This is a genomic window from Candidatus Omnitrophota bacterium (assembly GCA_028717245.1).
Taxonomy (GTDB): Bacteria; Omnitrophota; Gorgyraeia; order Gygaellales; family Profunditerraquicolaceae; genus JAGUYA01.
Map to the genome: position 1 here is coordinate 54,168 of JAQUOD010000003.1, position 23,425 is coordinate 77,592.

General features: G+C 44.7%; 34 protein-coding genes. All 34 read left to right on the forward strand.

Translation table 11 applies throughout. From position 1 onward, the window contains the following. Positions 1–53 precede the first annotated feature (53 nt). On the forward strand, positions 54–965 hold the full coding sequence (locus PHV44_02620; GenBank protein ID MDD5592177.1) for a lysophospholipid acyltransferase family protein: 912 nt from the start codon (positions 54–56) through the stop codon (positions 963–965). A 14-nt stretch (positions 966–979) separates the two neighbouring features. Further along, the gene (locus tag PHV44_02625; GenBank protein MDD5592178.1) at positions 980–1,192 is read left to right on the forward strand and encodes a hypothetical protein; all 213 of its coding nucleotides are present in this window, start codon (positions 980–982) and stop codon (positions 1,190–1,192) included. Between the two features lie 29 nt (positions 1,193–1,221). Then, positions 1,222–1,788: a biotin transporter BioY gene (locus PHV44_02630; GenBank protein ID MDD5592179.1), complete on the forward strand. Its 567-nt coding sequence runs from the start codon at positions 1,222–1,224 to the stop codon at positions 1,786–1,788. Between the two features lie 104 nt (positions 1,789–1,892). Then, the gene (locus PHV44_02635) at positions 1,893–2,372 is read left to right on the forward strand and encodes a hypothetical protein (GenBank protein MDD5592180.1); all 480 of its coding nucleotides are present in this window, start codon (positions 1,893–1,895) and stop codon (positions 2,370–2,372) included. An 81-nt stretch (positions 2,373–2,453) separates the two neighbouring features. Next, entirely contained in the window at positions 2,454–3,092 is a 639-nt protein-coding gene (locus PHV44_02640; protein MDD5592181.1) for an HAD family hydrolase, read from the forward strand. Between the two features lie 75 nt (positions 3,093–3,167). Further along, positions 3,168–3,818: a CsgG/HfaB family protein gene (locus PHV44_02645; GenBank protein MDD5592182.1), complete on the forward strand. Its 651-nt coding sequence runs from the start codon at positions 3,168–3,170 to the stop codon at positions 3,816–3,818. A 261-nt stretch (positions 3,819–4,079) separates the two neighbouring features. After that, the gene (locus PHV44_02650; protein ID MDD5592183.1) at positions 4,080–4,643 is read left to right on the forward strand and encodes a hypothetical protein; all 564 of its coding nucleotides are present in this window, start codon (positions 4,080–4,082) and stop codon (positions 4,641–4,643) included. A 32-nt stretch (positions 4,644–4,675) separates the two neighbouring features. Then, positions 4,676–5,422, forward strand: a complete 747-nt coding sequence (locus PHV44_02655; GenBank protein ID MDD5592184.1) for a ZIP family metal transporter — start codon at positions 4,676–4,678, stop codon at positions 5,420–5,422. Between the two features lie 22 nt (positions 5,423–5,444). Beyond that, positions 5,445–6,416, forward strand: a complete 972-nt coding sequence (locus tag PHV44_02660) for a tRNA 4-thiouridine(8) synthase ThiI (protein ID MDD5592185.1) — start codon at positions 5,445–5,447, stop codon at positions 6,414–6,416. Further along, positions 6,413–7,423 (forward strand): AmmeMemoRadiSam system radical SAM enzyme, encoded by a 1,011-nt coding sequence (amrS, locus tag PHV44_02665; protein MDD5592186.1) that lies wholly within the window; start codon positions 6,413–6,415, stop codon positions 7,421–7,423. Before PHV44_02660 ends, amrS begins: the two co-directional genes overlap by 4 nt. Before the next feature lie 12 nt (positions 7,424–7,435). Next, positions 7,436–8,248, forward strand: coding sequence for a ZIP family metal transporter (locus PHV44_02670; protein ID MDD5592187.1), 813 nt, complete (start codon positions 7,436–7,438; stop codon positions 8,246–8,248). 11 nt (positions 8,249–8,259) lie between these two features. After that, entirely contained in the window at positions 8,260–8,847 is a 588-nt protein-coding gene (gene pncA / locus PHV44_02675; protein ID MDD5592188.1) for a bifunctional nicotinamidase/pyrazinamidase, read from the forward strand. 1 nt (position 8,848) lies between these two features. After that, positions 8,849–9,613 carry a sulfide-dependent adenosine diphosphate thiazole synthase gene (locus tag PHV44_02680; protein ID MDD5592189.1) on the forward strand — a complete coding sequence of 255 codons (765 nt, stop codon included), beginning with the start codon at positions 8,849–8,851 and terminating at the stop codon, positions 9,611–9,613. Next, positions 9,614–10,876 carry an SLC13 family permease gene (locus tag PHV44_02685; GenBank protein MDD5592190.1) on the forward strand — a complete coding sequence of 421 codons (1,263 nt, stop codon included), beginning with the start codon at positions 9,614–9,616 and terminating at the stop codon, positions 10,874–10,876. Continuing rightward, positions 10,876–12,039, forward strand: a complete 1,164-nt coding sequence (locus PHV44_02690; protein ID MDD5592191.1) for a permease — start codon at positions 10,876–10,878, stop codon at positions 12,037–12,039. Before PHV44_02685 ends, PHV44_02690 begins: the two co-directional genes overlap by 1 nt. A gap of 13 nt (positions 12,040–12,052) precedes the next feature. Then, positions 12,053–12,403 (forward strand): hypothetical protein, encoded by a 351-nt coding sequence (locus PHV44_02695; protein MDD5592192.1) that lies wholly within the window; start codon positions 12,053–12,055, stop codon positions 12,401–12,403. A gap of 292 nt (positions 12,404–12,695) precedes the next feature. Then, positions 12,696–13,100, forward strand: a complete 405-nt coding sequence (locus tag PHV44_02700; GenBank protein ID MDD5592193.1) for an Rrf2 family transcriptional regulator — start codon at positions 12,696–12,698, stop codon at positions 13,098–13,100. Positions 13,101–13,108: 8 nt separating this feature from the next. Further along, positions 13,109–13,351: a phosphohydrolase gene (locus PHV44_02705; GenBank protein ID MDD5592194.1), complete on the forward strand. Its 243-nt coding sequence runs from the start codon at positions 13,109–13,111 to the stop codon at positions 13,349–13,351. Positions 13,352–13,384: 33 nt separating this feature from the next. Beyond that, positions 13,385–13,705: a hypothetical protein gene (locus PHV44_02710; protein MDD5592195.1), complete on the forward strand. Its 321-nt coding sequence runs from the start codon at positions 13,385–13,387 to the stop codon at positions 13,703–13,705. 39 nt (positions 13,706–13,744) lie between these two features. Continuing rightward, complete coding sequence (locus PHV44_02715; protein ID MDD5592196.1) at positions 13,745–13,906, forward strand: rubredoxin; 162 nt, start codon at positions 13,745–13,747, stop codon at positions 13,904–13,906. A gap of 33 nt (positions 13,907–13,939) precedes the next feature. Continuing rightward, complete coding sequence (locus tag PHV44_02720; GenBank protein ID MDD5592197.1) at positions 13,940–14,644, forward strand: FAD-dependent oxidoreductase; 705 nt, start codon at positions 13,940–13,942, stop codon at positions 14,642–14,644. 11 nt (positions 14,645–14,655) lie between these two features. Then, positions 14,656–15,846, forward strand: a complete 1,191-nt coding sequence (locus PHV44_02725) for a flavodoxin domain-containing protein (protein MDD5592198.1) — start codon at positions 14,656–14,658, stop codon at positions 15,844–15,846. Positions 15,847–15,873: 27 nt separating this feature from the next. After that, positions 15,874–16,311: a desulfoferrodoxin family protein gene (locus tag PHV44_02730; protein MDD5592199.1), complete on the forward strand. Its 438-nt coding sequence runs from the start codon at positions 15,874–15,876 to the stop codon at positions 16,309–16,311. Next, positions 16,311–16,835, forward strand: coding sequence for a pyridoxamine 5'-phosphate oxidase family protein (locus tag PHV44_02735; GenBank protein MDD5592200.1), 525 nt, complete (start codon positions 16,311–16,313; stop codon positions 16,833–16,835). The genes PHV44_02730 and PHV44_02735 overlap by 1 nt, the downstream gene beginning before the upstream one ends. Then, positions 16,783–17,259 carry a ferritin family protein gene (locus tag PHV44_02740; GenBank protein ID MDD5592201.1) on the forward strand — a complete coding sequence of 159 codons (477 nt, stop codon included), beginning with the start codon at positions 16,783–16,785 and terminating at the stop codon, positions 17,257–17,259. Before PHV44_02735 ends, PHV44_02740 begins: the two co-directional genes overlap by 53 nt. A 12-nt stretch (positions 17,260–17,271) precedes the next feature. Further along, entirely contained in the window at positions 17,272–17,508 is a 237-nt protein-coding gene (locus PHV44_02745) for a glutaredoxin family protein (GenBank protein MDD5592202.1), read from the forward strand. Positions 17,509–17,531: 23 nt separating this feature from the next. Next, entirely contained in the window at positions 17,532–18,434 is a 903-nt protein-coding gene (locus tag PHV44_02750) for an FAD-dependent oxidoreductase (protein MDD5592203.1), read from the forward strand. A gap of 187 nt (positions 18,435–18,621) precedes the next feature. Continuing rightward, complete coding sequence (gene thiE / locus PHV44_02755) at positions 18,622–19,269, forward strand: thiamine phosphate synthase (protein ID MDD5592204.1); 648 nt, start codon at positions 18,622–18,624, stop codon at positions 19,267–19,269. A 61-nt stretch (positions 19,270–19,330) separates the two neighbouring features. Next, the gene (locus PHV44_02760) at positions 19,331–19,771 is read left to right on the forward strand and encodes an Rrf2 family transcriptional regulator (protein MDD5592205.1); all 441 of its coding nucleotides are present in this window, start codon (positions 19,331–19,333) and stop codon (positions 19,769–19,771) included. A gap of 8 nt (positions 19,772–19,779) precedes the next feature. Further along, positions 19,780–20,703 (forward strand): cysteine synthase A, encoded by a 924-nt coding sequence (cysK, locus tag PHV44_02765; protein MDD5592206.1) that lies wholly within the window; start codon positions 19,780–19,782, stop codon positions 20,701–20,703. A 12-nt stretch (positions 20,704–20,715) separates the two neighbouring features. Continuing rightward, positions 20,716–20,937, forward strand: coding sequence for a NifU family protein (locus PHV44_02770; protein MDD5592207.1), 222 nt, complete (start codon positions 20,716–20,718; stop codon positions 20,935–20,937). Positions 20,938–20,963: 26 nt separating this feature from the next. Further along, complete coding sequence (locus PHV44_02775) at positions 20,964–22,166, forward strand: homocysteine biosynthesis protein (GenBank protein ID MDD5592208.1); 1,203 nt, start codon at positions 20,964–20,966, stop codon at positions 22,164–22,166. Between the two features lie 39 nt (positions 22,167–22,205). Continuing rightward, complete coding sequence (locus tag PHV44_02780; GenBank protein ID MDD5592209.1) at positions 22,206–22,613, forward strand: NIL domain-containing protein; 408 nt, start codon at positions 22,206–22,208, stop codon at positions 22,611–22,613. Between the two features lies 1 nt (position 22,614). Continuing rightward, positions 22,615–23,424, forward strand: a complete 810-nt coding sequence (larE, locus tag PHV44_02785) for an ATP-dependent sacrificial sulfur transferase LarE (GenBank protein ID MDD5592210.1) — start codon at positions 22,615–22,617, stop codon at positions 23,422–23,424. The last annotated feature ends 1 nt before the right edge of the window (position 23,425 follow it).

The following is a 23,425-nucleotide window of genomic DNA, read 5'->3' on the forward strand; positions in this document are numbered from 1 at the left end:
TAACTTGCATTATCCGGCTCTTTTATCTATAATTTTTTTATCTTGCGGGAATAATGGATTCTAAGAAGATACGTAAAAGTATAGGCCGTTTTTTTGGCTGGATAGGCCTGGGTTTTAGCTCTTTGATAATCAAGGCCATCCCAGAGCACTGCATCTATACCCTTGCTAAAAGCCTGGCTGCTATCGGTTATGTTGTCGCCGCCAAACAGCGCAAGATTGCCTTAGAGAGCCTGACCATTGCCTTTGAAAAAGAGAAATCCAGAGAAGAAATAGAGCAGATTGCCAGGGATTGTTTTGTTTTTATGGCCAAGGCGGGGTTAGAACTATTGTTCTTTATGGACAGGCTGGAGTTGATCAAGAAACGGGTAGGGATAGCAGGGAGAGAGAATCTTGAAACTGCTTTAGCTAAGGGCAAGGGCGCTATTTTAGTCAGCGCGCATTTTGGCAGCTTTCCTTTGCTATTGGCCAAGTTGAGTTTGGAAGGTTATAAGACCGCTGGGATAATGCGTTATATGCGGGATGAACGGGCAGAGAAATTCTTTCTGGCCAAGCGTAACCGGGTAGGCATAAAGACGATATACAGCCAGCCGCGTAAGGCCTGCGTGGAAGAGACCATCAGGACATTAAGGGATAATGGTTTGGTCTTTATACCGTTAGACCAGAATTTTGGCACAGGCGGCGTATTTGTAGATTTTTTCGGCAGGAAAGCGGCTACGGCTACCGGCCCGGTAGTGCTTGCCTTAAGGACAGAAGCAGCAATGCTGCCTTGTTTTATAGTGAGGCAGAAAGATGATACGCATAAAATAATTTTTGAACCGGCGTTAAACCCGGAAAAGGGCAGGGACTTTCAAGAGACTGTAGCCTTAAATATACAGAAGTTGACCGGCATAATTGAGTCTTATATACGCAAATACCCCGCGGAATGGGGTTGGATTCACAGGCGTTGGAAGAGTAAGCCGGATTAAAAGGGGGTGGGAGAATGGCGGAAGAGATAAAACAGGAAGAGAAAAAAACAGGCGCGAAAAGGGTGTTTTCTTCTCTCCTTAAGGTTATTCTGGGTTTAGTGTTTCTGGCCTTAGGAGCTCTGGCTATTATCAAATGGTTGCCTGACCTTCTAGCCGTGGTAAGGGGTTGTATTGGTTTGTTTCTGATTTTAGCCGGTATGATTGCTCTAGCGATAGCCAAGGAATAAACTTTTCACCAACCAAAAGGAAAAACAGAATGCGAGAATTAATACTGAAGAGGGAAATAGTAGTCAATAAAATACTCTGCCGGTTATTGGGCGTGGGTATTTTTCTTATTCTTAGTTGTCTCGGCGCATTTGTGCGCATACCCTTGCCGTTTACGCCTGTGCCCATAACGCTGCAGACCTTTTTCGTTTTGCTCTCAGGGGCTTTTCTGGGGAGTAAGTTAGGTTTTTTGACTCAGTTAAGCTACATATTCTTAGGGATATGGGGCTTGCCTATTTTTACCGGGGCAGGAAGCGGCTTGTTGTATCTTCTAGGGCCTACGGGCGGGTACCTTTTAGGTTTTGTTTTAGCTGCTTTTTTAATCGGCAGTTTTATAAAGTTTAGCGATAACCTGCTTTTTACTTTCGCTTTATTCTGTTTGGGCGATGCGGTCCTTTTATTTTGCGGCACTCTCTGGCTTAAGTTCCTCTTCGGGTATGATTTAACCAGGGCGTTGTTTATAGGATTCTTGCCTTTTATCCCCGGGGATTTATTGAAAATAACGGCAGCCAGCGTTATTTACGGCAGGTTAAGATCCCGCCTCAAAGAGATTTTTTAGGCCGGCAGGTTTTAAAGCCTATTTTCTTAATTGGCAATTTGGCTTGACAAGGCCCCGGATTGTGTTAGAGTAGACTTTTGTAAAGCCCCCTAAGGAGGTAGAAAATGAAAAGGCAAACGATTATTACTATGTCTATTACGTTTCTTTTAACCTTCTGCGCAGGTATTTTGCTCTTTGCCCAGGATTTAGAGACGCAAGATACCGCTATGCCGCAGAAATCCCGGGGCGCTGCTATAGCTACGCAACAACCAATTACTGCTGCGGCAGAACCAGAAGTAGAGTGGCTTTGGGGAGAGGTAGTCTCCATAGATACGGATAGCAAACAGTTGTTAGTTAGGTGCCTGGATTATGAGACAGATACCGAAAAGGTGATAAGTATTAACATAAACGAGAAGACTACTTACGAAAACGCAAAATCCCTAGCTGAAATCAAAACGCAGGATACGTTGAGTATTGATTATGTAGCTGCTCTTGATGGCAAAAATATAGCCAGGAATATCAGCGTGGAAAAGGACGAAGGCGCAGAGCAGGTTATGCTGGAGGAGAATAAAGCGGGGGCAAAGGCTACGCCTGGCTTGGAATAAACTTATAACAGGCATCCGCTAATAATAGCTTAGTGAAGATGAGGCAGGAAGGGTTTCCTGCCTTTGTTGTTTATCCTTGCCATGAAAAATATAAAACTCATTATTTTTGATCTGGACGGGACATTGGTTGACGCCTATCCCGCCATTATCAGCAGCTTCAATTATACTATGCATAGGCTCGGCTATCCTAAGCAGAGTAAGCTGTCTATCCGCCGGGCAGTAGGCTGGGGGGATGAGAATCTCCTAAAGGTCTTTATAAGGCAAAAAGATTTATCTGCGGCATTATCCATATACCGTCAGCACCATGAGGCCTCATTGATAAGGCAATCGCGCCTCTTTCCTTACGTAAGTAAAGTACTTACCTATCTTAAAGACAAAGGGTATAAACTTGCCGTAGCCAGTAACCGCCCGAGCCGTTTTTCCCAAATTTTAATCCGCCACCTGAAAATAAAACGATATTTTAGTTATGTCCTCTGCGCGGATAAATTAAGGCGCGGAAAACCCCATCCGGAGATAATCAATAAAATCGTTAAAAAATTAGTCTTAAAACCGCAAGAGGTTTTTTATGTAGGCGATATGGTTATCGATGCCTTGGCAGGTAAGGCGGCTGGGGTTAGAACCATCATTGTTACTACCGGTTCCAGCTCTAAAGAAGAGGTTAAAAAAACAAAGCCCTACCGTATTATCAGAAGGATATCAGGGCTTTTGCATATATTGTAGCGTCGGCTTTTGTCTTGACAGTGGGATGTATTTTTTATATAATTTTCAGCACAGTGGTATTTAAAGGCGGAAATAATGAGGAAATTATTACTGATTGCCGGGTGCGTTATTTTTATCGCAGGATTAATGGGTTGTGCTTTGATACATCGTAAGGCCGCCCTTAATAACGCGGGCGCAGCGCCTTTACCGTCCTATTCCGGGCCTAAGGCGCGCATTGCCGTGGCGGATTTCGAAGTCAAGGCAGCCAAGGCTACCGCTGAGGCTGGTTTGGGCCTGCGCGAGATGCTGGTAATGGCCCTAGCCAATAGCAACCGTTTCTCGGTAGTGGAACGACAGGAATCAGGCGCAGATTTAATCATCAGCGCTGCGGTTACCGAATTCGAGCCCGAGGCATCCGGAGGCAGGGCAGGCATCGGCGGAGGAGGAGGCGCTGGTAGCGGCGCTTTAGGAGGATTATTGGGCGGGGCCTCAAATAAGGCGCACATGGTTTTAGATATACGTATTGTTGATCTCCCTACTTCTAAAGTTTTAGCCGCTACGCGCGTTCAGAGTCAGGCCTCGGATATTGCCGGCGGCGTGATGTCCGGGTTTTTCGGCAACTGGGGTTTAGGCGCGGGATTGTCCGGTTACGCCAATACCCCCATGGAAAAAACTATACGCATTTGCCTCATTGAGGCAGTGCGCTATATATCCCAAACTATACCGGAGAATTATTATAAGTATTGATATGGGTAAACGTAAACGTAGAGGCAAACTCAACTGGCGTTCAAAACGGGCGAATAAAGGCAGAAAGCCTAACTTAGGGTAGTCATTTTTAGGCCAGCTGTTTTTTATTTATTATTGCTGATTCTAAAGAGGATAACTCCTGATATCCCGCTTAAGACGTTAGTTATAATGAGGGGTACTAAAGTGCATAATTCTCTTTGGCTTTTGTTAATTTCGACTATCTCCGTTGCTTTTCTGCACGCCCTTGCCCCGGATCACTAGATGCCTTTTGCTGCTATTGCCAAGGCGCAGAAATGGCCGAAGTTGAAACTTCTTTGGGTAACTTTTATCTCTGGGTTAGGGCACGTGGGTATTTCTATAATTTTCAGCGTCATCGGTATTTTATTGGGTTTTAGCCTGTCTAAACTGAAAGCCGTAGAAGGCCATCGCGCAGAGATTGCCTTGTGGCTTCTGATTGGTTTCGGGGTTGCCTATATGCTTTGGGGCATAAAAAAAGCGCAGGAGCAAAAGCGCAAAAATATAGATGAAGCAAAACTCAAGGCAGAAACCGTGGCGGTCTGGACGATATTCGCCGTAATTATTTTAGGCCCCTGCGAGCCGCTCGTTCCCCTGATGTTTTTGGGGTATAATTACGGCTGGGTAGGAGTTGTAAGCGTGACTGTCGTTTTTTCTGCGATTACGATAGCGATGATGCTGGGGCAGAGCCTTTTGGCATTCATGGGCATTCAATTGATAAAGAACGATATTGCAGAGAGATACTCCCACGCTTTTGCCGGCCTGGTTATTGCTTTAACAGGCGTATTTGTGATGGCTTTAGGTATCTAGCTTTATTCTCCATAAGAGGCATATATATTAGTATGGCTAACTTTTTTTGGGCGCTCACCGCCAGCATAGTGGTCAGCCTGATTTCTTTAATCGGCATTTTTAGTTTTTTATTTAAAGAAGCGCGGCTGAATAAGATACTGATTCTCCTTATAGGTTTTTCCGCGGGCGGGCTGATCGGCGGGGCATTCCTGCATTTGCTTCCGGAGGCATTAGAGCAGGCTAAGAGTGAGGCCGTTTTTCTTTACCTTATTTTAGGTTTTATCGCTTTCTTCATCCTGGAGAAATACCTGCATTGGCGCCATTGCCATGAGGGCGCCTGCGCGGTCCACGCCTTTACCTACCTTAATCTTATCGGGGATAGTATCCATAATTTTACTGACGGTCTGGTTATCGGCGCCAGTTTTATGCTGGGCATACATTTTGGGTTTATCACTACCCTGGTAATTATACTGCATGAGATTCCCCAGGAAATAGGCGACTTCGGAGTCTTGGTCTACGGCGGCTTCAGTAAGCTTAAGGCGCTTTATTATAATTTTGTCACTGCCCTCACCTGCATTCTGGGGACGATAGCAGGATATTTTATTGCTGCGCATATCCGGGATTTTTCTGTATTCCTCCTGCCTCTTACCGCAGGCGGCTTTATTTATATCGCTGCCTGCGACCTGGTACCGGAGCTGCATAAACAGCAGGGGGGTTTAAAAAAGAGCATAGCGTCGCTGCTTGCCTTCTTATGCGGTATCCTGCTTATATTTTTGGTAAGGATAATGCACAGCCATTAAAGGCCTCGCCCTTTTTCCCCGAATGAAAGCAATCGCCTTAATTTCCGGTGGTTTAGACAGCATGCTGGCAGCTAGATTGATTAAAGAACAGGGTATTGATGTTATCGGTTTAAAATTTAAGATTCCCTTTTCTGGTAATACAAACCAGAATTTTGCTGATTCAGGCATAGATATCCGGGAAGTAGATATCGGGGGTGATTTCTTAAAGATGCTGGAGAACCCCAGATATGGTTATGGCGTTAACATGAACCCCTGCATAGACTGTAAGATTATGATGTTAAATAAGGCCAGAGAGTTAATGGGGCAGTATGATGCCAAATTTATCATCACCGGGGAGGTTTTGGGCCAGCGTCCGATGTCGCAAAATAAAGAAGCCCTGGCTACTATTGTTAAAAGAGCAGGCCTTGAGGGTCTGGTTTTAAGACCGCTTTCAGCTCAACTCCTTGCGGAGACTGTCCCGGAAAGAGAAGGCTGGATTAAGCGCCGGGACTTATTGAATTTTAGCGGCCGGGGCCGCAGGCAACAGATAAAATTAGCACAGGACTTCGGCATCAAAGAATACGCCCAGCCTGCCGGAGGGTGTTTATTGACTGACCCTGAATTCTCAAAAAGGCTCAAGGAGATCATTGTCCACAAAGAACTCACCTTAAGTAATATAGAATTGTTAAAAGTAGGCCGGCATTTTAGGATTTCGCCGAATGCAAAATTGATAGTAGGGCGTAACGAGAAGGAAAATGAGAAGCTGGTGAGCCTTGCCGGGAAAGATGACTATCTGTTTTTCCCTTGCGCTGACTTAGCCGGCCCAACTTCATTAGGCAGGGGGGAATTCAACAAAGAATTAATTGCGCTCTCTTGCGCCATAACCTGCCGCTATTGCGATTTAAACGGTAACCTTGATGCAGAGATAGTTTATCGAAGAATCCCCGAAAAGGAGAATAAGGCGTTACGAACCTCACCTATCACAGAGCTTGAGCTTTTAAAAGTCCGGATATGAGAGAAGCCCTGCTTTACGAAAAGCTAGATGGTAAAATCGTGCGTTGCTATCTATGCAGCCATGGCTGCCGGATTGCCGATAAGAAATTCGGGTTATGCGGAGTGAGGGAAAACAGGGGCGGTATATTATATACATATGCCTATGGGAAGGTTATCGCCAACCATGTTGACCCTATTGAGAAAAAGCCCCTGTATCATTTCCTGCCGGGGTCAAAGAGTTTTTCTATTGCTACTATCGGCTGTAATTTCCGCTGTGAATTCTGTCAGAACTGGAAGATTTCACAAAGCACGTTTAGAGAAGGCGGTAATCTGGGCGCAGAAGAATTCCCGCCGCAGGAAATAGTAAAAGCAGCCATAGAAAATAAATGCCGGAGCATTTCTTATACTTATACAGAGCCCACTATATTCTTTGAGTATGCCTTGGAGACGGCAAAATTAGCCAAAGAGGCCGGGCTCTACAACAATTTTATTACCAACGGGTATATGAGCGCAGAGTGCCTTGAGATGATCAGGCCTTATCTGGATGCGGCTAACGTAGACCTGAAGTTTTTTAAAGACAGCTCTTACCGCAAGGTCTGCGCTGCCAGCCTAGCGCCGGTGCTGGATTCTATTGTCTTAATGCATAAATTAGGTATTTGGTTGGAGATAACTACTTTAATCGTACCGCAAGAGAATGATTCCGAAGAGGAATTAAGCGGTATTGCCGGATTTATCGCCGGGATAGACAAGAATATCCCCTGGCATGTCTCCCGTTTCCATCCGGATTATAAACTTACCCACCGCCACCCTACGCCGGAGGCAACCCTGGAAAAAGCCCAGGCTATAGGCAGGAAGGCAGGGCTGAAGTTTATTTATGCGGGCAATGTTTATGGCTGGGGCAATGATACCCATTGCCCGAATTGCAAGGAGTTAATAATTAAAAGAGAAACCTTCAGCGTTTTAGAGTATAATATCAGGCAGGGCAAGTGCGTTTATTGCAATACGGTTATCCCGGGTCTATTTGATTGAGAGATTGTAAAAATGGAAAACCTTTTACAGAATATACATCCTGTAATACAGGCTTTTATTGCCGGGCTCTTTACCTGGGCGATGACTGCCTTTGGAGCGTCAGCTGTATTTTTAGCTAAAGATATAAACCGCAAGATACTTGATGTGATGTTGGGGTTTGCCGCCGGGGTAATGTCTGCTGCAATCTATTGGTCAATGTTGGCACCTGCCATGACCATAGCAGTTGCCAGGCAAATTCCTCCCTGGCTTCCGGCTGCGGTAGGTTTTCTAGCAGGAGGGGTCTTTTTAAGAGGCATCGATAAAATACTGCCCCATCTTCAGTTCGGGGCTCCTATAGAAAAGGCCGAGGGTATCAAAACACATTGGCATAGGCCCACCCTACTTATTTTGGCCATGACTTTACATAACATTCCCGAAGGCCTGGCAATAGGGATTGCCTTTGGTGCTACTGCTGTAGTTTCCCCGAGTACTACTTTACAGACAGCCATAGCTTTGGCCATAGGTATAGGGATACAGGATATCCCCGAAGGATTGGCGGTTTCAATACCGCTACGCCGGGAAAAAATATCGCGGTTAAAAAGTTTTTGGTATGGACAACTATCAGGAATAGTCGAGCCGGTTGCCAGCGTTATCGGCGCGTTGGCCGTAATCCTTGCGCAATCTATCCTGCCGTATACCTTGGCTTTTGCCGCAGGCGCTATGTTTTTTATCGTAGTCGAAGAAATTATCCCGGAGTCTCAGCGCGGCGGCAATGCTGCCCTGGCTACGATGGGTACGATAATAGGTTTTATAGCGATGATGATACTGGACGTGGCGTTTAGTTAGAAGGATTTAAGATGAAATTTAAAAAAGCGCTTTTGGTTGTGGATGTGCAGAATGATTTTTGCCCTAATGGTGCCCTGGCTGTCCCCGAAGGCGATAAAATCGTCCCTAGCGTCAATAAATATATAAAGATTTTTTCCAAAAAGAAATTACCGATTTTTCTTACCCGCGACTGGCACCCTAAGAAGACCGGGCATTTTAAGAAATTCGGAGGCGCCTGGCCGGTGCATTGCATTCAGAATACTAAAGGCGCAGCCTTTCATCCTAAACTTAAGCTTCCTAAGGGAGCAATTTTTCTCTACAAGGGCATATATCCGCAAAGAGACGGTTATTCTGTTTTCGAAGCAGAAACCCTAAGCGGGATGAGTTTTTCGAATCTTCTGGAATTATTCGGCATAGAAGAAATTTATATAGCCGGACTGGCTACGGACTACTGCGTTAAGTTTTCTACCAGAGATGCCTTAAGGGGGGGATTTAAGGTAAAATTATTGATGGATGCCGTAAAAGGAGTGAATATAAACCCCGAAGACTCTGAAGATGCGGTGAGGGAAATGGCCAGAAACGGGGCCAAAAAGATAACCTTAAAAGATATGGAGAGATAATATGCAGCTGGATGAAATAAAAATTTCCCGGGCAATAATTGAATCTTACAAGAATAAGCTTGTTGATTCTTTAGATATAGACGCAGCCATTGCCGGTGCCGGGCCTGCGGGTATGGTTTGTGCCTATTATCTGGCCAAGGCAGGCAAGAGAGTGGCTATCTTTGAGAGAAAATTATCCGTAGGCGGCGGTATGTGGGGCGGCGGGATAATGTTTAATGAGATAGTGGTACAGGAGAAGGCCAGAAAAATCCTGGATGAATTCGGGGTGAAAACCAGGCTCTATGAAAAAGGATATTATTTAGCGGATTCCATTGAGGCGGTTTCGACTATCTGCTCAAAGGCAGTTAAGGCAGGGGTTAAGGTGTTTAACTGTTTTAGCGCCGAAGACGTAATGGTCAGGAATAAACGTGTCTGCGGTTTAGTTTTAAACTGGACTGCCGTAGAGATGGCGAACCTACACGTTGACCCCATTACTATGAGGGCTGAGTTCGTCATAGATGCCACCGGCCATGCCGCAGAGGTAGTGCGTATTGTAGAGAAGAAATCCGGCATAAGGCTTAAGACTAAGACCGGAAAAATTATAGGCGAGCAATCTATGTGGGCAGAGGTGGGGGAGGATACTATTGTAAAAAACACCAAAGAGGTTGCCTCCGGGCTCTATGTCTGCGGGATGAGCGCAAATGCGGTCTTTGGCGCTCCGCGTATGGGCCCGATATTCGGCGGTATGCTTTTATCGGGTAAAAAATTAGCAGAGGACTTAATTTAAATGAAAATATTTGTCGTAGCAATATTCCTTATTACCTATATGTTCCTTATGTTAAAGAAGGGGCATCCTTTTATCGTCTTAGGCACTGCTATAGGTTTACTGTTTTTAAGCCGCGCCATTAATCTGGCGCAGGCATTTGCCAGTATAAATTATAATGTCCTGGGCGTATTCCTGGGGACGATGATTTTATCGAGCCTCTTTATATTTTCAGGCGTTCCGGCATATCTGGCCACAAAATTAGTGGATAGGTCAAAGACCGTAGGCATGGCTTTATTGTCTGTTTGTTTACTTGCGGGTTTTATTTCCAGTTTTGCGGAGAACGTGGCTACGGTTTTCATAGTAGCGCCCATTGCCTTTGAGGTAGCCAAGAGGCTAAAGGCCAATCCCGTTCCTTTTCTCATCGGTATAGCCGTATCTTCAAACCTGCAGGGGTGCGCCACGATGATAGGCGACAGCCCCAGTATCATCCTTGCCCTTTCTAGCGGTATGAATTTTATGGACTTCTTCTGGATGAAAGGCAGGCCCGGCATAACCTTTGCCGTAGAGCTGGGCGCGGTTGCTTCGTTCGTTATTTTATACCTATTGTTTAGAAAATATAAAGAACTGGTAGTGCAAATAGAAGAGGTAAAAGTCAAGACCTGGTTTCCTGCCTGGCTGCTTGGTTTTATGATATTTACTCTGGCGGTTTCCAGTTTTATCAAAAACAAGCCTGCTTACTCCATAGCCTTTATCTGCCTCGCCTATGGCATCATCGGGTTAATCTGGCATGAACTGAAACACAGGGAATCGCTTTCAGCCATAAAGGATTTGGATTGGCACACCTTTTTCTTTTTAATCGGGGTATTCGTCCTGGTAGGAAGCCTGACTTATGCGGGCATAATAGATGATATAGCGAATTTCATAATAGGCTTTACTAAAGGGAACAAATTACTGGCATATACAATTATAGTCTGGCTTTCGGTTTTGTTATCGGCATTCGTAGATAATATACCTTATACCGTAGCCATGATACCCGTGGCAAAACTTGTAGCAGCTTCCTTAGGCATAAGCCCACAGCTGCTTTTATTCGGCCTGCTTATCGGGACGTCGCTGGGAGGAAATATCACGCCCATAGGCGCCTCGGCGAATATGGTCGCCGTAGGCCTATTGCGTAAAAAAGGCCTTCAGGTCAGTTTCGGCGACTTTGTAAAAATCGGCCTGCCTTTTACCCTTGCCGCGGTAAGCGTAGCTTATTTATTTATCTGGTTCATCTGGAGCAGATAATGGCGCAAGACCCCGTTTGCGGGATGACGGTAGATGAATTACGCGGGATTAGAGTAAATAGAGACGGACAGGATTATTTCTTCTGCAGCACTCATTGTAAAGATAAGTTTCTCCGCCAGGAGAAAATAAAAGATAATTCTGCCTGCTCTCCTTTGCCAGGAAAGCCGCTTTTTAAGAATAAATTATTTATTACCGTCGGCATACCCGCTCTCCTTTTAATACTCTCCTTATTTTTTCCTCTACTGGTAGCATTTCGTAATTCTTTCCTTATGTATTTAAAAACCATTTGGTGGGCGGTGCTGGCAGGCCTATTTCTTGGCGGGGTTATTGATTACTATATCCCGCGGGAATACATCTCTAAAATCTTAGCCAAGAAATCCCCGCTTACAATATTTAATGCGGTATTCTTAGGTTTCTTGATGAGCGCCTGCAGCCACGGCATACTTGCGCTTTCCATGCAGCTGCATAAAAAAGGGGCGTCTAATCCTAGTGTAGTCAGTTTCCTCCTGGCCAGCCCCTGGGCGAATTTTACGATTACGGTAATGTTAGTCGGGTTGTTCGGCATGAAGGGGTTGTTTATTATCGTGGCGGCCCTAATAGTAGCTGTTAATACCGGCCTTATATTTATGTTTCTGGAAAAGAAGGGCCTGATTGAAAAAAATAAGAATATCGTAGATGTACCCGGACAATTTTCTATTTTTAAAGATTTAAAAATCCGCCTGAAGAATTATAGATTCAGCCTTGCTGCCCTAGCCGATGATTTTAAAGGCGTGATTAAGGGGGCCATAGCGCTTTCGGATATGGTCCTCTGGTGGATTATCTTAGGTATGCTTATTGCCAGTATAGCCGGCGCGTATATTCCGACCCATTTCTTCCATAGGTTTATGGGGCCGACCTTGCTGGGTTTAGTGGTGACGTTGGGTTTGGCGACGATAATTGAGGTCTGTTCGGAAGGTTCCTCTCCGCTTGCTTTTGAGATATACCGCCAGACCGGCGCCCTGGGAAACAGCTTCGTTTTTTTAATGGCAGGCGTAGCTACGGATTATACGGAGATAGGGTTGCTTTGGGCAAATGTAGGCAGGCGCGTAGCATTATGGATGCCTGTAGTTACCGTACCGCAGGTAGTAATCATCGGTTATCTGGCCAATATTATCTTTAGATAAGAAAGGAGATGGTATGAAAAAAGTCGTTTTATGCATAACCGTATGTTTTTTAATAGCAGTTTATTCCATAGCCTATGCCCATCCGCCGTCCGATATAATTATTACTTTTTATCCGGCGTCTAAGATCTTGAAGGTAGTAATCATGCATAATGTGAGCGACCCCGAGAGCCATTTTATCATGAAGGTCGACATCGCGCTTAATGGTAAGCAGATTATCGAGCAGGAGATCAGCAGGCAGGATACTAATTCCAGCCAGACCCTCAGTTATCTGATCCCCGATGCAAAATTAGGCGATACTATTTCGGTTGAGGCATATTGCAGCATCAGCGGGGCCTTAGAAAAGGAAACCAAGGCAAGGTTTTAGCAGTTTTTAAGGGGGGTAGTTAAAATTCTACCCCCTAAATTTCTCTTGACAAATGATACTATTATAGTATCATTTATGTATGGAAGAGGGGGTGATGATAATGGATGTAACTATTAAATATATGCTACGGCCGGTAGCGCACTGTAAAGAGGGCTGCTGTAATTTGTCCTGGGCACGACGTTTCCCGCCATTCAATATAGTTATCAGGCGGGATCCCGCCTGTTCCTTAAATAGTTTAGCGGGAAAACTACCCTTTCTATTTTTGCCACAGAGTTAATTACCGGAGAAGAGGATGAAATTAATCACCAGAGATACGGACTATGCTTTACGGGCCTTATGTTTTATCGCTAAAAATAAAAAACACAGGGTTTCTGTTGGGGAATTAGTAGGGCGCCTGAAGATACCGCGGCCTTTTTTAAGAAAAATACTGCAGGTATTGAATAAGAAGAGGATACTTAAGTCCCACAAAGGCTGTGGCGGAGGGTTTTTATTAGCTCAGCCGGTAGATAAGATTTTTTTAGCAGGCCTCATAGAGATATTCCAGGGGTCGTTACGCTTAAATGAATGCTTCTTTAAAAAAATGGCCTGCCCTAATGCAAAGACCTGCGCCTTAAGAAAAAAAATTAATAGTATCGAAAAATATGTCATACGGGAATTAAAATCTATTACGCTGGCATCTTTATTAAGAAAGGAGTAGGTTTAGAGATGTTTTTAAAATGCCCGGGACAGGATAAAAGAAACATTAAGGCGGAAACAATCAAGTGTCCTGATTGCGGATATAAGATAGAGATTTTTTCTGACGAGGTAAAGGTCAACTGCCCTAAATGCAAGAGTTTAGCATGCCGTCAGAGGCTGCCTTCTTGCGTGGATTGGTGTAAACACGCCCGCGAATGTATAGGCGAGGAAAAACTGGAGAAGATGAATAAACTTCCGTTTGAAAGGAATTAGTATATAATATATAATAATATAAGGAGGTGACGTATGTTTATGGCAAGAGTTGGGGGTTTGTTTACATTTATTCCGGCAACGCTGTTATTGACCTTAAGTTTTTTTGTATTGTATGCCTTGCGCAAAACGGATACGCAGGGGTTGAAGTCCTTCGGTTATATTATTGCGGCACTACTTTGGTTATCCGCGCTGCTGGTTTTTTCCGCGGGGATTTATACCTTGGCTACAGGCCGCCGTCCGATGAAGTGTATGATGCAGGAAATGATGCAGCATAAGATGCAGGGTATAGCGGAGGAAGGAAAAACGCCCGGTATGATGCATAAAGGTATAGGCGAATCTATGATGAAGCGTTAAATACTCGATTTTGTTTTAAGATAATAAAGGAGAGCCAGAGTGGATAAATATAAATGTTTAGTCTGCGGTTATATTTATGACCCTGCTACCGGTGATTCAACGCAAGGGGCTAGCCCGGGGACAGCTTTCGCTGACTTACCGGATACCTGGGTTTGCCCTGAGTGCGGAGTGGGGAAAGACCAGTTTGAAAAAATAAGTTAGCTGCAGGGACAATAAATATCGGGTATCTGGTAAATGGCAATCGAATCAGAAGTAAAAATCAAAGAGATAATCCAGCGGACTTATAATGTCAAGAGTTTCCGCGTAGAAACCGGCGAGGGGGTAGATTTTAAGGCAGGGCAGTTTCTGCAGGTTAACCTCAAGGCCAGGCCGGAATTAAAAAGGTACCTTTCTATTTCCAGTTCTCCGTCGGAAAAAGGATACCTTGAGTTTACCAAGAAAATTACCGAGAGTGATTTCTCCATGGCGTTAGATACCTTAAAGCCCGGAGATGCCGTAAATATACAATACCCTTTCGGAAATTTTACCCTAAATGAGACGGGAAAAAATATCGCTTTTATTTCCGGAGGCATAGGTATTACCCCTATTAGGAGTATCTGCAAGTTCATAGTAGATAAAAGTCTTGGCATCGATATTGTGCTTGTCTATGCTAACCGTACTATCAGCGATATCGCATTCAGGGAAGATTTCCAGAAGATGCAGGAGCAATGCCCTAAGTTAAAAGTTGTCCATGTGCTCTCTGAGGCCTCGGATGAATTAATGTCGCGTTCCGGCAGAGTCAACAGCCAGGTCATTAAAGAAGAAATCCCTGACTACCCGCAAAGGAAGTTTTATCTCTGCGGCCCGCCTGCTATGGTCGAGGCCATGGAAAAAATACTCGTCGAAGAATTAACCTTACCCAAGGGAAACATTATCACGGAAAATTTTACGGGTTATTAGAGGAGGCCGTTATGCCTAACATAAAAATATTACCGGATATTTATTCCGTAGGTGTTATAGACTGGGCAGTGCGTAATTTTCACGGGCACACCTATACCACAAAGCGAGGGACCACCTATAACGCCTATCTTATGCTGGATGATAAGGTGGCTTTAGTAGATACTGTCCTGGGTTCTTTTTCCGGGGAATTGATTGAGAATATCCGGGAGCTCGTACCTCTTGAGAAGATAGATTACATTATTGCTAATCACGTCGAGACTGACCATTCCGGGGCGCTGCCCGCTATAATGAAGCTCTGCCCGAAAGCAAAAATCTTCGGCACGCAAAAATGCAAGGAAGGGCTCTACCGGCATTATTACGGCAATTGGGATTTTCAGGCAGTTAAGAGCGGCGATAAAATAAAGCTGGGTAAAAGGACATTGGCCTTTATTGAGGCGCCGATGATCCACTGGCCGGACAGCATGTTTACCTATTGCCCCGAGGAAGAGATGTTGCTTCCTAATGACGCCTTCGGCCAGCATTATGCCACTAGCCAGAGGTTTGATGATGAAGTAGATACTTGCGCGCTTATGGAAGAGGCAGCTAAATACTATGCGAATATCCTCTGGCCGCTAAGTTCCGTAATCCTTAAAAAGATTGAGGAGGTCCAGAAGCTAAATATTCCCATAAAGATGATTGCCCCCAGCCACGGGATCATCTGGCGCAAAGACCCCTTAAAGATAATTAATGCCTATTTATCCTGGGCGCGCAATGAGACGAAACCAAAGGCAGTGGTTATATATGAGACTATGTGGGGCGCAACCGAGAAGATGGCCAGGAGAATAGCCGACGGCATAACTGCTGCCGGAGTAAGCGTGAAGGTTTTTGACGTCACCTCTTCTGACCGCACCGAAATAATCAAAGAGATGCTGGATGCTAAAGGATTCATCTTCGGTTCTTCCACGCACGATAATGATATACTCCCGAATATGGCGGGATTTTTGGAATTTTTAAAAGGGCTTAAACCAAAGGACAGGATAGCCGCCGTATTCGGCTCCTATGGCTGGGCAGGAGGGGCGGTAAAAAACATCGAGGATATTTTAAGGGAAGCGGGTATAGAATTAATAGGCTCCCCGGGTTTATCCGTGAAATATGTCCCCGACGAGAATGACATTAAGCGTTGCTATGAGTTCGGCCGTAATTTTGCCGGGAAATTAAAATAGTCCGGTAACGTAAAAAAGGAGGTAAAAATGGATACCTTTGTCTGCGGAAAATGCGGATATATTGCCTTTAAAGAGGCGCCGGGGAGTTGTCCGGTATGCGGTGCAAAGAAAGAGGCCTTTGAGCTTGACCCGACGGCTATCAAAAAACCCGTTGACCCCAAAAATCTTAGCGAACTGGAAAAAAAACATATCTCCGTGATTGAAATCAGGAGACAATGCGGCTTGGCCGGCCCAGGATGTGTTGACGCCAATATTAAAATAGGCCAGATACTACACCCGGCGGAAGAAGGCCACCACATTATGTATATTGATGCATACCTTGACTATGGTTTTGCTGCCCGCTACCATTTTACCGCACAGTTAAATCCCGTTTTAGGCATACACCTTAAGTCAGCTTCGGGAAGATTACTGGTTTTGGAGAACTGTAATCTCCATGGCCGCTGGATGAGCGAAACAGAGCTCTAATGGCAAGATTAAACGACAGGATACTGCAATTTTTCCGGAATCAGGGTTGCGTGATAATTTCCACTGTAGATAAGAACGGCCTGCCGCATAGTGCCTGCAAAGGGATAGTCAAAATAAATAAAAACGGCAGGGTCTATCTGCTTGACCTTTATCGCGCCAAGACCCGCGATAATTTGAGATACAATGCATACATCAGTATTACCGCGGTTGATGAACATAAATTTATGGGTTATTGCCTGAAAGGTAAGGCGGAAATGACGCCGAGAAAGAATATACCGCCTGCGGTTATCCGGGCATGGGAGGCCAGGATTGCCGGCAGGTTGACGCAAAGGCTCTTAAAGAATATCCACGAAGAAAAGGGGCACCCCCGGCATCCGGAAGTCCTTTTACCCGAGCCTCAATATATGATTGTTGTAGAAGTAAAAGAGATCGTTGACCTTACGCCGCAACACTTAAAAAAGGAGTTTAAGCATGGGCAATATATTCGCAGCGAGCGAAATACTGGAAATAGGGATTCAGATTGAGAGAAACGGCAGGGATTTTTACGGCGTCTTAACGGGTGAAGCGAAAAATCCAAAGTCTAGAAAAATGTTTGAGTACTTATCCGCAGAAGAGGAGAAACACGCCCTGATTTTTCAGAAGATGTTAGATGCAATACAAAAATACGAGCCAACCGAGGCATATCCGGGGGAATATTTTGCCTATATGCGTGCCTTAGCGGCCGAAAACGTATTTACTCAGGCAGTCAAAGGTAAAGAGATGGCCGCGAAAGTAAAAAGCGATAAAGAAGCAATAAATATAGGCATAGGGGTTGAGAAGGACTCCATTATTTTCTACGAGGGGATGAAGAAGATAGTGCCTGAATACGACCAAACAATAGTAGATGAGGTAATCGCGCAGGAGAAGGACCATTTAGAAAAACTGCTGGATTTAAAAGCCAATCTTTAGCCGGAGAGAAATATGGATAAAAATGTAAGAGTCTATAGTACGCCTACCTGCCCCTGGTGCATCAGGGCTAAACAGTTCCTTAAGGATAATAATATAATTTTTGAAGACAAGGATGTTTCTACGGATCATCAGGCAGCAGATGAGATGGTCCGGAAATCCGGCCAGATGGCTGTGCCGGTTTTGGATATCGGCGGTGAGATTATTGTAGGATTCGATAAAGAGAAGATAAAGGCACTATTAGGGTTATAATTATAAATTTTAGCGAATTAACCATGTATGACTTAATTATTATCGGCGCAGGGCCGGCGGGTATTACCGCGGCCGTATATGCAGCACGTAAAAAGATGAACTTGCTGGTTATCTCCAAAGATATCGGCGGCCAGGCCGCCTTAAGCGGCGATATAGAAAATTACACGGGTTATCAGTTTATTACCGGAGTGGATTTAGCCGCCAAGTTTGAGGAACACATGCGTAAATATGATATCACTCTTAAGGAGAACGAAGAAGTCAATGAAGCCCAAAAAAGAGGGGATTTAATCTCCGTAAAAACCAATAAAGGCGCATACGAAGCCAAAACAGTAATTATTGCTTCCGGCAAGAAATCCAGGGAATTGAATGTGCCTGGCGAAAAGGAATTCAAAAACAAGGGGCTTACTTATTGTGCCACTTGTGACGGCCCCTTATTCTCCGGGAAAGACATCGCCATTATCGGCGGCGGAAACTCTTGTTTAGATGCGGCCTTACAGTTAATCAAGATAGCCAGGCATGTCTATATAGTCAATATTACCTCCGGATTAGGCGGGGATGCCATTATGCGCGAGAAGGTTGAGGCAAGTAAAAATGTAACTATTTTAAATAATACCCAGGTGGCCGCTATAATAGGAGATAAGATGGTGAGTGGCATCAGAATAAAAAGAGAAGGCAAACAGGAACAATTAGTTGTCCAGGGGGTATTTGTAGAAGTTGGCCTCATACCCAATTCTGATTTTGTCAAAGAGGTAGAAAAAAACCAATTAGGGGAGATCGAAGTAAATTCCCGCAATGAAACCAGTATCCCCGGTATCTTAGCCGCAGGAGATGTCACTGATGTGCCGGAGAAACAGATTATTATTGCCGCAGGAGAAGGCTCTAAGGCTGCGTTAAGCGCTTTTCGGTATTTATCCCAACGTAAATAATTTCCCGATATCTAAAAATTGTAGAAAATGGGGCCAAAAATAAAGATTAACGCGTATAGTTTATTGGAGAAAATCAGGCAGAATGCGCCGTAAAATTATCCGGCGGCCCGGGTACATTTAAGGAAAAGATTTTTTACTATATTTTTAATCTGGATAAGAAAACGATTGATAAAATACAAAGGATAGAATGTTGAGTGGCTATTACTTTATCACCGACTCAAGGTTAAGCCGCGCCGGGAATATCAGCGACGTAAAGAATGCCTTGGCCTGTGGAGTAAGGGTTGTGCAGTACAGGGATAAATATTCCAGCACAAAAGATATGTATATAGAGGCGTTAAAATTAAGGTCAATTTGCAGGAAGATAATTTTTCTGGTCAATGACCGGCTGGATATAGCTCTGGGCGTAAATGCGGACGGCTTGCATATAGGTTGCGATGACCTGCCTTATCACGTGGCCAGAAAGCTGCTGGGGAAAGATAAGATTATCGGTCTGACCGTCCATAGTTTTAAAGAGGCAAAAGCAGCGCAAAGGCTAGGCGCAGACTACATAGGCGTATCTGCGATATTTGCCACAAGAACAAAAGGCGACGCAGGAGAGCCACTAGGCACGGGCTTGATAAGAAAGATAAGGGAAGAAGTATCTATCCCTATCATTGCCGTCGGCGGAATAAATTTATCCAATGCTAAAGAGGTAATTGAATGCGGGGCTTATGGGCTATGCGCGATATCCGCGGTCATAACAAAGCCGGACGTAAAAAAAGAAATAAAGAAGTTCCAGGCACTGTTTTTATCGTACGCCCGCAGCCACCAGGAGGGTCTTAAAAAAAATACTTGACAAATATATTTTTTAAGTTATACTCTACTATTATAATAGAGATTATAGAGAAAAAGCCAATATGCATATTACTTATCGGGGCGATTACGCCTTAAAGACCATACTGGATCTGGCGTTACATTATGAGAATAGCCCGGTGACTATTCACGAGTTAGCTATGCGGGCGGATATACCCATAAAATTCCTGGAGCAGATACTCCTGGATTTAAAAAGGGGCGGCTTCGTAGAAAGCAGGCGCGGGGCAATCGGCGGTTATCTCCTTGCCAGGGCCCCTGCGCAAATAAAGCTGGGTGAGGTCATCAGATTCATGGACGGACAGGTTGAGCCCATTGCCTGCGTAGGTAATAATTATAAAGGGTGTACGCATATAAACAGGTGCGTCTTCAGGGGCGTGTGGCAGAAAATAGCTGAGGGCACCTCGCGTATTATTGATAATATCACCTTTGAAGACCTTTTAAAAAAAAGCAGGCGCTCCAACCCTGCTTTTATTTACCAGATTTAGTTTAAAAGATGAAGATAGCCAAAGACATCACAAAACTCATTGGTAATACGCCCTTGGTGCGGCTGAACAAATTAACCCGCGGTTGCCTTGCCAGTGTAGTAGCAAAATTAGAATTCTTTAACCCCTGCTCTTCGGTTAAAGACAGGATCGGCTTGAGCATGATTGAGCAGGCAGAAAAGGAAGGTATAATTAAAGAGGATACGATCATCATTGAGCCGACTTCCGGGAATACGGGCATTGCCCTGGCTTTTGTCTCGGCGGTAAAAGGATATAAATTAGTTTTAACTATGCCTGAGACGATGAGCTTAGAGCGCCGGCAGCTTTTAGCGGCCTTTGGCGCGGAGATTATTCTGACACCCGGCAGCGAAGGGATGTCCGGCGCGGTAAGAAAAGCAGAAGAACTTGCAAAGAGCAATAAACATTATTTTATGCCGCAGCAGTTTAGGAACCCGGCTAATCCGCAGGTTCATCGTAAGACCACCGCCCTTGAAATCTGGGATGATACTGACGGGAAAATTGATATTCTCGTCGCAGGCGTAGGCACGGGTGGTACGATTACGGGCATAACCGAGGCCCTCAAAAAGAAAAAACCCGCATTCCGCGCTATCGCGGTTGAACCGGCAGCCTCGCCGGTTTTGTCAGGCGGTAAGCCGAGTGCGCATAAGATTCAAGGTATCGGCGCGGGTTTTGTCCCGGAGGTCTTAAATACCAAGATTATTGATGAGATAATCCAGGTTTCTAATGAGGATGCCATTGAGACGGCCAGAAGACTGGCCAGGGAAGAAGGTATTTTAGCGGGTATCTCTTCGGGTGCCGCTACCTTCGCGGCGATAAATGTAGCCGGGCGTAAAGAAAATAAGGATAAGCTTATTGTAGTAATATTACCGGATACGGGCGAAAGGTATCTGAGCACGGAGTTGTTCACTAAATAAACGGAGGTTTTTATGAAAGAAAAAGTAGAAGAGGCCTTGAATAAAATCCGCCCTATGCTTATGGCTGACGGTGGTAACGTAGAGCTGGTAGAAGTTACGGATGACGGTATAGTAAAATTAAAACTTACCGGGACCTGCGGGTGCTGTCCGATGAGCCAGATGACTTTAAAGATGGGGATTGAAAAATTATTGAAAGAAGAAGTCCCGCAGATAAAAGAAGTCATTGCTATATAAAGTCATAATGAAAGCGAGCATAAAAGATGCGTACGATTAAAGAAATAAATGCCAGGATTAAAAAAGGCGTAGCGGTGGTGGTTACCGCGGAAGAAATCATTGATTTAGTCCAAAAAAAGGGCGTTAAAAAGGCAGCGCAGGAAGTAGACGTAGTAACTACCGGCACCTTTGGCCCGATGTGTTCATCAGGCGCCTATTTTAATATCGGGCATTCCAGGCCCCGCATAAAAATAGGCGGCGGAACCTGCAGACTTAATGATGTTCCTGTTTATACGGGCTTTGCGGCAGTGGATATCTATCTGGGCGCCACCGCCATACCTGATGATGACCCGCGCAATAAAGTTTTCCCGGGTGAATTTAAATACGGCGGCGCTCATGTAATCCAGGAGATAGTAGCAGGAAAGGATATCCGCCTGGAAGCCACTGCTTACGGTACGGATTGCTATCCGCGCAAGAAATTAGAGACCCTGGTTAATATCAAAGATTTAAATGAGGCAGTGCTGTTTAATATCCGTAATTGTTATCAGAATTACAATGTAGCGGTAAATTTATCGGATAAGATAATCTATACCTATATGGGTGCATTGAAACCAAAATTAGGCAATGCCAATTATTGCTCAGCAGGCCAGCTCTCCCCGCTTTTAAAGGACCCCTACTATAAGACTATAGGCATTGGCACAAAGATATTCCTAGGCGGTGGGATCGGCTATGTGGCCTGGCAGGGCACCCAGCATAACCCGACGGTAAAAAGAAAAGATAATGGCATACCCCAGGCGCCCGCAGGCACGCTGGCGGTCATCGGCGATTTAAAACAGATGAGACAGGAGTTTTTAGTAGGCACGAGCATGTTGGGTTATGGCGTAACCTTGACCGTAGGCATAGGCGTTCCTATACCTGTATTGGACGAAGAAATACTCAAATACGCAGCGGCTAAAGATGAGGAAATTTATGCCCAGGTAGTAGATTATAGCCAGGCTTATCCGCAGATGGTTCCAGGAAGCCTCACGGAAGTAAATTATGCGCAGTTAAAATCCGGTAAGATTAAGGTAGAAGGTAAAGAAATACCCACGGGTAACCTATCCAGTTATTCCAAGGCGCGCGAAATCGCCGAGGAATTAAAATCCTGGATTAAAAAAGGCGATTTCCTTCTGACTGAAAGCCAGGCAGCCTTACCCGGCGCAGAATCCGGATATACGTTTAAGCTATTAAAGGAAAGGCCGATTGTATAAAGTTTAAATGTTTGATGTTGTAAATTGAAGGAGCAAAAAATGATTTCTAAAAGGATAGTATTGCATTTTCCCCACCGGCTGGTAGACCAGCCGATTATCTGTAAATTAGTCAAGGATTATGACCTGCAGTTTAATATCCTCAAGGCTTATGTCACGCCCCAGGAAGAGGGTCTGATGGTCTTAGAATTAAGCGGTGAGGATGCGAAGTTTAATAAAGGGATAGAATATCTGCAGTCTAAGGGGGTGAAGATTCAGCCCCTTAGCCAGGATGTTATACGCAACGAAGCTAAATGCACTGACTGCGGCGTATGCGTGCCTATCTGTCCTACCGGCGCTCTGGCCATTGACCCCCTTACGCGCAAAGTCCATTTTTACGATAATAAATGCATTGCCTGTGAGCTTTGCGTGAAGATTTGTCCTCCCCGCGCCATGGAAGTACGCTTCTAAAATGGAGTTAAAGAAAAAATTAATCCGGCTCAAGAAGATAATTTCAAATATGCAGTCAATATTGATTGCTTTCTCTGGAGGCGTAGACAGCACCCTCTTGCTTAAGGTATCCTCGACGGTATTACCGAAGGATAAGGTCCTTGCGGTTACCGCCAGTTCAGCTACGTATCCTGAAGAAGAATTATTATTTTCTAAAAGTATGGCCCAGCGCCTTGGTGTAAGGCATAAGATAATTAAGACCCGCGAATTAAAAGACAAAAGATTTACTGCTAATCCGCTTAATCGTTGTTATTTCTGTAAAAAGGAACTCTTTAGCAGGTTAAAGGCTATGGCGAGAAAATTTAAATTAAATTTTGTAGCGGATGCCAGTAATATATCCGATAAAAAGGATTTTCGTCCGGGGAATAAGGCCAAGGAGGAACTCAGGGTGCGTTCTCCGCTTCAGGAGGCAGGTTTTAACAAAGAGGATATCCGGCAGTTGAGCAGAAGATTAGGTTTGATTACCTGGGATAAGCCGGCCTTAGCTTGTCTAGCTTCACGTATCCCCTATGGTGAAAAGATTACCCCGCGTATTTTAACACGGGTTAACACAGCGGAAGGGTTTTTAAGGCAGTCGGGTTTTAAACAGGTGAGGCTGCGGTATTACAACGGCCTTTGCCGCATAGAGATACCCAAAGAAGATATCCCCAGGCTTATGAGCCGGAGCAATTTGATAGTAGCAAAATTAAAAAGATTGGGTTATAATTATATTACTGTGGATTTAGAAGGTTACCGCACAGGCAGTATGAATGAAATTCTTAACAGAGGTTAAA